General features: G+C 76.0%; 6 protein-coding genes. 1 reads left to right on the top strand and 5 read right to left on the bottom strand.

Features of this window, described 5'->3' with window-relative positions; translation table 11 throughout:
* From ACFY0X_RS35525 to ACFY0X_RS35510, 4 genes are all read right to left on the bottom strand, one after another.
* Positions 1–2,196: FUSC family protein (locus ACFY0X_RS35525; RefSeq protein WP_387760650.1), on the bottom strand; the 2,196-nt coding region annotated here is incomplete at its 3' end.
* A gap of 9 nt (positions 2,197–2,205) precedes the next feature.
* Positions 2,206–3,468, bottom strand: a complete 1,263-nt coding sequence (locus ACFY0X_RS35520; RefSeq protein WP_387760649.1) for an HTTM domain-containing protein — start codon at positions 3,466–3,468, stop codon at positions 2,206–2,208.
* The gene (locus ACFY0X_RS35515; protein WP_387760648.1) at positions 3,465–4,127 is read right to left on the bottom strand and encodes a DUF5819 family protein; all 663 of its coding nucleotides are present in this window, start codon (positions 4,125–4,127) and stop codon (positions 3,465–3,467) included. Before ACFY0X_RS35515 ends, ACFY0X_RS35520 begins: the two co-directional genes overlap by 4 nt.
* 91 nt (positions 4,128–4,218) lie before the next feature.
* The gene (locus ACFY0X_RS35510) at positions 4,219–5,439 is read right to left on the bottom strand and encodes a rhodanese-like domain-containing protein (protein ID WP_387760647.1); all 1,221 of its coding nucleotides are present in this window, start codon (positions 5,437–5,439) and stop codon (positions 4,219–4,221) included.
* Positions 5,440–5,717: 278 nt separating this feature from the next.
* On the opposite strand from ACFY0X_RS35510, the gene ACFY0X_RS35505 reads away from it, so the two are divergent.
* The gene (locus tag ACFY0X_RS35505) at positions 5,718–8,528 is read left to right on the top strand and encodes a SpoIIE family protein phosphatase (protein WP_387760646.1); all 2,811 of its coding nucleotides are present in this window, start codon (positions 5,718–5,720) and stop codon (positions 8,526–8,528) included.
* A gap of 70 nt (positions 8,529–8,598) precedes the next feature.
* On the opposite strand, the gene ACFY0X_RS35500 is transcribed toward ACFY0X_RS35505, so the two are convergent.
* Positions 8,599–9,318 (bottom strand): hypothetical protein, encoded by a 720-nt coding sequence (locus ACFY0X_RS35500; protein ID WP_387760645.1) that lies wholly within the window; start codon positions 9,316–9,318, stop codon positions 8,599–8,601.
* Positions 9,319–9,412: the final 94 nt, after the last annotated feature.

Here is a 9,412-nt window from a genome sequence, read left to right as displayed (position 1 = left end):
ACCCCAGCTCCCGCAGTCACAATACGCTCCAGCCCCCGCAGCACCCACCCCCGGAGCCGCCCCCGGCCCCCCACCCTCCCGAAAGCCACCCTCCCCCGAAGACCCCCGCAAAGCCCGCTCCAAATCCCGCAAAGCCTGCCCCACCAACCGAGTCCCCGCCCGCACCACATCCCGCTGCACCCCCGCCGGCGCCCCCGCCAACGCCTCCTCCAACCGCGCCTGCGCCACCCGCACCGCCCCGAACTCCACCGCCTGCCCGGTCAGCAGCGCCCCCGCCGCCAGCGCCGTCGCCAGCCGCAGCTCCTCCGCGTACTCCCCGGTCCCCGGTACGGGCTCCGCGTCGCCGGCCGGCAGATGGGCCTCCAGCAGCACCGCCGCCCGCCCGAGCGCCCCGACCGCCGCCCGGGCCCGGTCGATCTGGCGCCGGCTCACCCCGGCCAGCCCGGACTCGTGCCGCCCCGGTTCGGCGTCGGCCCGCTGCATCGCCTGGATCAGTTCGGAGCGCGCCTCCCGCGAGTCCAGCAGGGCGCTCCGCACCGCCCGCCCGCCGGTCCCCGCCGGTTCCTCGTAGCAGGCGATGACGGCCCCCGCGTACCGTCCGGCCGCCGCCAGCCACTCGGCGAGCCGTTCGCCGAGCCGGGCGGTCTGCCAGGTCGGGAACAGCGCGTACGTGACGAGCGCGATCGACCCGCCGAGCAGCGTCAGCCCGACCCGTTCGACGGCCGTCACCAGCGGGTTCCCCTCCTGCAGCCCGAGCAGGAACACCACGTACGTGGAGATCCCGACGGTGGTGAGCGCGTACCCGGTCCGGAACGCCAGGTACGACCCGCCGATGCAGACCACCGCCAGCGCGGCCAGCACCCATTCCCCGGGGTGGGCGAGCTGCACCACCAGGGTCGAGACGGCGACCCCGACGACCGTCCCGGCCAGCCGGGCGACGCCCCGGCTGTAGGTCTGGGCGAAGTCCGGCCGCATCACCATCGCGGCGGTCATCGGCGCCCAGTACCCGTGGTGGAACCCGGCGAGCCGGGCCAGCAGGTAGGCGACGGTGACCACCCCGGCGAGCCGGACGGCGTGCTGGAAGATCGCCGAGCGCGGCTGCAGCTGCCGCCGGACGGCCCTCGCCGCGACCGGCAGCATCCGGGCGATGGTCGGCTTGCGCAGCGATCCGCCCGCCCCGACCACGGGCGTGGTGATGGTGTCCTCGTCGTTGCGGTCCAGGGTGTCGGCGGCCTTCCGCAGCAGCCCGCCGAGCCTCCGGGCGGAGCGCCGGGCCGCCCCCTGGAGCCGCGGCCCGTCGTCCGAGCCGACCAGGGTGAGCGAGGGCGCGGAGCGGGGGAGCCGGACCGGGTCGCCGGTGCGGACCGCCCGGGCGAGGGCGTCCATGACCTCGGCGGCGGCCGCCAGCACCTCCCGGGCGCGGTCCCGCTCCGGCCCCTCCTCGGGGGCGCCCACCTTGGGATCGGCGAGTGCGGCGAGGGTGGGCCGGATGCGTTCGGCGATGCCACGCAGGCCGCGCAGTTCGGGCGGCCGGTGGCGGTCCTGCCAGGGGGTGAGGGCAGCCGCGTGGCGGGCCGTCATGAACGGTTCCGGGTCCACGTGCGCGGTCGGGTCCTGCCGCAACCGCCGCGCGTAGTCGGCGAGTTCGGCGTAGGTGTCGGCGAGGGCCTCGCGCTGGGCGGTCCAGCTGCCGATCGGCCAGACGGTGATGACGGTGGCCTGGACGACCCCGCCGAGGGCGGCGACCAGCCCGTGGCCGAGCGCGGTGATCGCGCTGACCGGGAGCTGGACGACGATCAGCATCACCGAGACGGTGTTGGTGGTGACCACCCCGGCGGTGGGCCCGATCGCCCAGGCCAGTCCGGCGCCGAAGGCCCACACCGCGAGCAGCACCGGGAACAGCCCGGGGACGCCGGCCGCGAGGTAGCCGAGGAAGGTGCTGATGCCGAGTCCGGCCCCGGCCGCGACGGCGAGGCTGGCCCGGGGCCGGAAGCTGCGCTGGAAGGTGGCCGCGCCGGCGATGAACGCGCCCATCGCGGCCGAGGTGGCGAGCGCGACCCCGCCGAGCGCGAGGATGGGGAAGAGCACCAGCGCCACCGCGACCGCCCCGCGCAGCGCCCGCTTGGGGTCGGTGAGCGCCCGGTCCAGGGTGAGCCCGGTCCGCGCGGTGTCACGAAGTGCGGCGAACCAGGACATAGCGACATCCTAGGGCCCCGGGGGCGCGGACCTCCGTCCGATCCGGCTCAGCCGCGCCGCCGCCCACAGCAGTGCCCCGGTCGGCAGGAACACCGTGTCCGCCGCGATCATCGCCAGCGAGAAGACCGGCAGCCCGAGCACCACCGCGATCCCCACGTGCTCCAGCACCATGACGGCCAGCAGGACGTTCTTGACCCGCCGGTTGAGCAGCGTGAACGGGAACGCCACCTGGAGGACCACGGTGCCGTACGAGATCAGGAAGACCGGCAGCAGCGCCGAGCCGACCAGGGCGGACAGCCCGGGCCAGGGGGTGAAGTAGTCCAGGTGCAGCGGGTAGTACAGCGCGGTGCCGTCCTGCCAGCGCGAGCCCTGCACCTTGTACCAGCCGGCCGTGGCGTAGATCAGCACCACCTCGACGGCGATCACCAGCATCGCGCAGTTGTGCACCATGTTCGCCAGCGCGTCCAGCACCGCCCGCGGCTCGCCGTCCGGCCGTAGCCGCCCGAGCGTCCACCAGAGTCCGGCCACCGTCCAGAGCCCCCAGAACAGCGGCGACCAGCCGAGGTACGGGAAGGCCCGGTCGGTCCAGGTCAGGCTGTCCCCGGCGAAGCCGCCGAACTGACAGGCCGCCAGGGCGGCGCCGAGCGCCGCCCAGAGCACCACCCCGGCCGGACCGGCCGGTCCGGCCCGCCGGCGCCGGGCGTCCAGCGACCAGACCTCGGCGCAGCGGGTGAAGACCAGGTAGACCGCCATCAGGTGGACGACGTTGTCGCCGCCGTCGCCGAGGAAGACGTCGCGGTTCTGCAGGGACAGCACGGTGACCAGGAACAGCACCGTGCTCGCCCTGGTCCGCCAGCCCAGCAGCACGGCCAGCGCGGCCAGCACCGCCAGGTGGTAGACCAGCTCGAACCAGAGCCGTCCGCCGGACCAGGGCAGCACGGTGAACGCCCCGTTGTCGGCCAGCAGCCGCTCGGCGAGCTCCGCCGACCAGGGGGAGCGGTCGCCGTACAGCACCCGCCGGTGCGGCCACTCGCGCAGCAGGTGGGCGAGCCAGACCAGTCCGAAGCCGATCCGCACCACCGCGGCCTGGTGCCGGCCGAGCGCCCGCCCGGTGAAGGCCTCCGCCGCCCGCCCGAGCGGCGTCCGCGGTCCGCGTGCCGGCGGCGCCGCCCCGGACTCCACCGGCCGCCCGGTCCCGCCCTGCCGCGGCACGGCCCCCTCCGGCGGCACCGTCCCGTCCGGGTGCCCGGCCCGCACCGTCACCTCGTTCATCCGAGCAGTCCCCGGTAGTCCTCGTCCGCCACCGGCCACCACGGCAGCTCCCGCACCCGGGGCGCGGGCGGCGCGGGCTCGCCGCTCCAGGACGGCGGCGGGACGGTGGCCGCGGTCGACCGGAACTGGATCTCCAGGACCCGTTCGCCGTCCGCCGTCCGGCCGATCCGCTGCAGGGCGATCCGCTTGAGGTACTGCTCGGCGAGCCTGCCGCGCGGGGAGGCCGGGGTCTCGTCCTGCGGGCTGTGCGTGCCGTCGTAGAAGTCCCAGGCCCGGCGCAGCAGGTTCTGCTCGACGTGGCTGGGTGCCGGGTTGCCCCGGATCGCGGCGAGGTCCTGAGCGGTCAGCCCGATCCAGTCGTGGGTGCGGGCGGCCCCGCCGGGGGCGGCGGTGCGGACCCGGGCGTCCACGCTCACGTTCTGCTGGAGCGGGTTGGGCGCGAACAGCTTCCAGTTCTGCTCGAACTCCGGGTACACCACGCCGTCGACCGCCTCCCGGTACTGCCGGGACACCGAGTTGGCGGGCGCCACGTGCAGGAACACCGCGGCGAGGAACAGCCCGGTGCCCCCGGTCAGCACCGCCCCGGCGAAACCGAGGACCAGCTGCGCGGGCCTGGACCAGGCCCGCCCGGCAGCCGGCCGGTCCGTGGTCTCGGTCATGGCCTCCCCGCCCGGTCGGCGGGCGCCGCCGGCCCGGTGCCGGCGCGCTCGCGCGCCCATCCTGCCCTACGGCCGGGCGGCTGCCGGGCCGTCAGAGGACGAAGGCCTCCTGGCCGGTGCTGCTCACCATCGGACGGCCGGCACCCTGCCAGGCGTGCATCCCGCCGTCGACGTTCACCGCGTCCCGGCCCTGCTGCACCAGGTACTGGACGACCTGCGCGGAGCGGCCGCCGACCCGGCAGAGCACGTACAGCTTCTCGTCCGGCAGCTCGCCGAGGCGGGCGATCACCTCGCCGATCGGGATGTGCAGCGCGCCGTCCACGTGGCCGGCGTCCCACTCGTCCTGCTCGCGCACGTCCAGCAGGGCGGCGTCGGCGGGCACGGCGGCGGCGTCGGCGGAGGGGATCTGCGGGAACATCGTGTGGCTCTCCTGGGATTCGCTCGGGTGCGTGCCATTGTCGCCCACCGGCGCGGGGCCGTGGGCACCGGAGGACGGGCCGTCCGCCGGGGCCGGGCCGCCGAGCAGGCGCTGCAGCTCGGCCTGCCGCTCGGCGGCCTTGGCCAGCAGCTCCTCGGCGAGCTGCTCCAGCAGCCGGTCCGGGTCCTGCGGGGCGAGGGCGAGCAGCTGGCCCATCGGGGTCTGCTCCAGCCGGACCTGCTCGGTGGCGGTCTCGGTGATCTTGGCGGTCAGCCAGTCCAGCCGGCGGCGCAGCCAGTCCCCGCGGTCGGGGGCGTCGACGGCGGGCGCGGCCTCCGGCGCGGTGGACCACTCGGCGGCCAGCGCGCCCAGCGCGGCCGCGTCCCCGTACGCGTAGGCCTCGTTGACCCGGACCAGGAAGGCGGCCCGGCGCTGCTGCTCGGCCGGGTCGGTGGTCAGGTCGGGGTGAGCGCGGCGGACCAGTTCGCGGTAGATCCGCTGGGCGTCCTTGCCGGGCCGCACCCGCTCCGGCGCGGCGGGCGGCGGCGGGGCCGCCTCCCCGTCCGGGCCGGACTGCTCCCGCACCGAGTCGAACAGGGCGTCCAGGTCCGGCAGTTCCTCGACCTGTCGGCGCGCCTCGGCGGCCCGGCGCAGGTCCTCCGGCCGGCCGGTGCGGGCCGCCACGGCCTCGGCGACCAGCGCGTCAAGCTCGTCCAGCCGGGCGTAGAGCGGGCCGAGCAGCTGGTGGTGGATCAGCGCGAAGTTGTCGATCTCGACCCGCAGCGTCTGCACGTCCACGTCCATGCTGAGCCAGGCGAGCTCGGCGGCGGCGACCCGCTCCTCCAGCTCCTGCTGCTCCGGGTCCGTCCAGCGGGCGGGGCTCTGCGCGCTCACTTCTCGCCTCTGTCTCGTCCGGCCGGCTGCGTCCTGCGGGCCACCCGCGAGGGCGGTCCGGCCTGCCAGCCTACCGCCGTGGTCGCGGGCCCCGTCCGGGTGAACCGGGGGTACGGACCGGCGTGCGGTGCACGACACACAACCGATCCTGGGCAATCTCCCCGTTTCGGTGACGGGCCCGGCCCGGTCCGTGCTTCGCTGGTATCCGCACAGCGTGCCCTCCTCGGAAGACACGGCCGCCCCCGGGCGCGGCGGCCAGGCGGGAGCAGAGCGAATCCATGGTGGCCCATTCCAACTCCACACCGCGGCCGGCGGGTGACGGAACCGCGCCGGGCGACCACCCGGCGGGGGTGGCCGCCCTGGTCCGGCTCGCCCCCGTCCTGGTCGACCGGGCCGGCCGGATCGCCCGGTGGGACCGGGCCGCCGAGGAGCTGTTCGGCCACCGCGCCGACGTCGCCCACGACCGCCCGGCCTCCGGCCTGCTGCCCGCCCTGGAGTCGCGGGTGCTCGAACGCCGCTCCGTCCGCCGCCCCTGCGACGCGTTCGACACGCTCGCCGAGCGGACCGCCGACGGCCGGCCCTGGGTCGGCCGGCTGACCGTGACCGACCGCGAGGAGCACCAGCGCGACGTGTTCTGGTGGGCCTACCCGCTACCCGGCCCGTCCGGCGGGCTGCTGGCGCTGGCCGCCGACGCCCGGCCGCTGCGCGCCGGCGGGCCGCGGCTCGCGCTCGGCGAGCGGCTGCTGCCCTTCGCCGCCGCACCCGGCACCCGGGGCGGCTTCCACGCCCTGGCCGCGGCGCTCACCCCGGCCGGCCGACCGGTGCCCGAGCCGCTGGCCCGGCTGCTGCCGGTCGCCCACCGCCCGGCCCTGCTGGCCGCGCTGGACCGGGGCGGGCTGCCCGCCCTGCGGCTGGACCCGGCCACCGTGCTGCCGGTGCTGCCCGCCGACGCGCAGACCGGTACGGCGCACGCGGCCGCCGGCCTCGGCCGCCGCTACCCGACGCCCCAGCAGCGCGCCGCCCGGGTCGGCCCGGCGCAGTCCGAGCCGGGCGCGCCCGGTCGCCGGCCGCCCGGCCCGCTGCCCGTCCAGCGCGAGGCCGCCGAGCGTCCCGCCGCCCCGTTCCCCGTCCCGACCGCCGTCCCGTTCCCCGTCCCGTCCGCCGTCCGGCCGGTGGCCGCCGTCGGCGGTGCCGCGGTCGGCGGCCCGTCCGGCCTTCCCCCCGCCTCCGGCCGGGAGGCGCCCCCGCCCACCGGAGGAGCTGCCGCCATCGAACGCACCGCCGTCGAGCCGTCCGCCGACGGCCACCCGCCACTGCCCGCCGACCGGACCCCGACCACCGTCGTCCCCGTCCCGGTCCCGGTGCCCGCGCCGGCCACCGGCGAGGGCCTGCCCGGCGGACGGCTCAGCCCGTTCCTCACCAACGGGCAGGCCGGCGAGCAGCTGGCCCTGCTGAACGAGGTCGGCGGCAAGGTCGGCACCACACTGGACCTCGGCTTCACCGCCCACGAGCTGTGCCAGGTGCTGGTCCCCCGGGTCGCCGACTTCGCCTGCGTGGACCTGGTGGACGGGCTGATCTCGGACTCCGAGCTGCCGGCCGTCCGCCCGGACGACGACACCATGCTGCGCCGGGTCGCGCTGGTCTACAACGAGACCGGCGGCGCCTGGGACCACGTGCTCTCCGAGGGCTCGCTGGTCAGCATGCCCCGCCGCACCCCGCCCGGGATGGCCCTGCAGCTGAACCAGCCGGTGCTGGTCCCGGTGATCAGCGCGGACGTCGCGGTGGACTACGCGATCGCGCTCGGCGGCGCCCGGCTGGCCCCGGTGGTCTCCGGCCGCTCGATGCTGGTCGTCCCGCTCTCCGCCCGCGGCACCGTGCTGGGCATCCTCAAGCTGCTCCGGCTGCCGGACCGCGCCCCCTTCGACGAGAGCGACGCCGCGACCCTCAAGGAGCTGGCCGTCCGCGCCGCGCTGTCGCTGGACAACGCCCGGCTGCACCGCGCCGAGGCCCGGGTCGCCACCACCCTGCAGCGCTCGATGATCCCGACCCGCCCGCCGCAGATCCCCGGCGTGCAGATCGCCCACCGCTACCTGCCCGGCGACCCCAAGGCCGAGGTCGGCGGCGACTGGTTCGACGCGATCCAGCTGCCCGGCAGCAGGGTCGCCCTGGTGGTCGGCGACGTGATGGGGCACGGCCTGCACTCGGCGGCCGCGATGGGCCGCTTCCGCACCGCCATGCAGACCCTCGCCGCCCTGGACCTGCCGCCCGGCCAGCTGCTGCGCCACCTGGACAACCTGGCCCACAAGCTCGGCGACGACCACCTCGCGACCTGCCTGTACGCGGTGTACGACCCGATCAACCGGACCTGCGAGCTGGCCAGCGCCGGCCACGTCCCGCCCGTCCTGGTGCACCCGGACGGCACCGGCGAGCTGCTGGAGATCCCGGCCGGCGCCCCGATCGGCGTCGGCGGGGTGCCGTTCGTCGCCAAGACCATCGACGTCTCGGACGGCTCGATGCTGGTGCTCTGCACCGACGGCCTGGTCGAGGTCCGGGGCGGGGACATAGGAGCCGGCCTGGCCGCGCTCTGCGGCAACCTGATCGACCCCCGGCAGAGCCCCGAGCAGGCCTGCGACGAGGTGCTGCGGCGGCTGCACTCGGACGACCGCAAGGACGACGTCGCCCTGCTGGTGGCCCGCTTCGACGGGGTCGCCCCGTCCGAGGTGGCCACCTGGGACCTCACCGTGGACCACCGCGAGGTCCGCCGGGCCCGCTCGCTGGTCCGCGAGCAGCTGGCCGGCTGGCACCTGGAGGCGCTCAGCGACACCACCGAACTGCTGGTCAGCGAGCTGGTGACGAACGCGGTGCGGGTCGCCCGGGACACCGTGAAGCTCCAGCTGATCCGGGTGGACAAGCTGCTGGTCGAGGTCAGCGACGACAACCACAACCTGCCCTCGCTGGAACCGGCCGAGCAGCTCGGCGAGACCGGCCGCGGCCTCACCCTGGTCACCAAGCTCGCCGAACGCTGGGGCACCGCCCGCAAGGCGGTGGGCAAGGTCGTCTGGTTCGAGCTCCCGTTCCCGCACTCCTGACGGCCGCCCCCGGAGACCGGAAGGCCGCGTACGGGCACCCGTACGCGGCCGGCGGAACGATCGACACCCGTCAGGGGATGACGGCCCCCGCCCGGCGGCGCCGCCCGGCCTCCACCGCGACCTCCATCGAGGCGGCCGCGGCCACCGAGGCGGCGGCGCCGACCCCGGCCAGCACCCTCGGCCAGAAGTCCCCGAAGACCTCGACCGAGACGGCGATCAGCAGTGCGGTGACCACCGCGACCACGTGCTCCAGACCGGCCAGGTTCGGCAGCACGACCGCCTCGCCGATCATCACCGCCACCACCAGGCCGCCGGTGAACCAGGCCCGGCAGCGGAAGGCGATGCAGATCGCCAGGGCCACCACCGCGGCCGAAGGCCCGGTGTCCCGCACGTAGGCGACCCACTTCGGGAAGCCGAACAGGTGGTGCGGCCCGATCGCCACGCCGACCCGAGCGAACAGCGTGCCCGCCAGGGTGCAGGTGTAGGCGACCACCAGGGTCATCCGCCGGCCGAGCACGATCTCGGCGATCGCGAAGACCACGAACACCTGGGCCAGCGCACCCCAGACCGGAAGGTCCAGCGCCGGCACGTACAGGGAGAGCGGGGTCCGAAGCAGCGAGACCTCCAGCGGCAGCGCCGCCCGCACCACCCCGATGTTGTTGACGAAACGCTCGCCGCCCGGCAGGTGCTGGACGATGCTGAACAGCAGGATCAGAAAAGTCGCCGCCGTGGCCAGCGGAACGGCGGCGAACTTCTTGCGCACCACCGCGTCCCGGACCGTCGCGAACAACGTTCCCCACTCGGCGACAGCGGCCGATCCGGCGATTGCCAGCGGCCCCTTTCGCACGCCCCCCGCGTGGGTCCTGTTCATCACAGCCGTTTCT

This window comes from Kitasatospora sp. NPDC001547, from assembly GCF_042894165.1.
Classification (GTDB): domain Bacteria; phylum Actinomycetota; class Actinomycetes; order Streptomycetales; family Streptomycetaceae; genus Kitasatospora.
The sequence above is the reverse complement of the archived record's forward strand: the minus strand, read 5'-3'. Positions and strand labels throughout refer to the sequence as shown.

Excerpts from the sequence above, each read along its gene's own strand:
- ACFY0X_RS35505 (WP_387760646.1), top strand. The coding sequence starts at position 5,718 with ATGGTGGCCCATTCCAACTCCACACCGCGGCCGGCGGGTGACGGAACC.
- ACFY0X_RS35520 (WP_387760649.1), bottom strand. The coding sequence starts at position 3,468 with ATGAACGAGGTGACGGTGCGGGCCGGGCACCCGGACGGGACGGTGCCG.
- ACFY0X_RS35515 (WP_387760648.1), bottom strand. The coding sequence starts at position 4,127 with ATGACCGAGACCACGGACCGGCCGGCTGCCGGGCGGGCCTGGTCCAGG.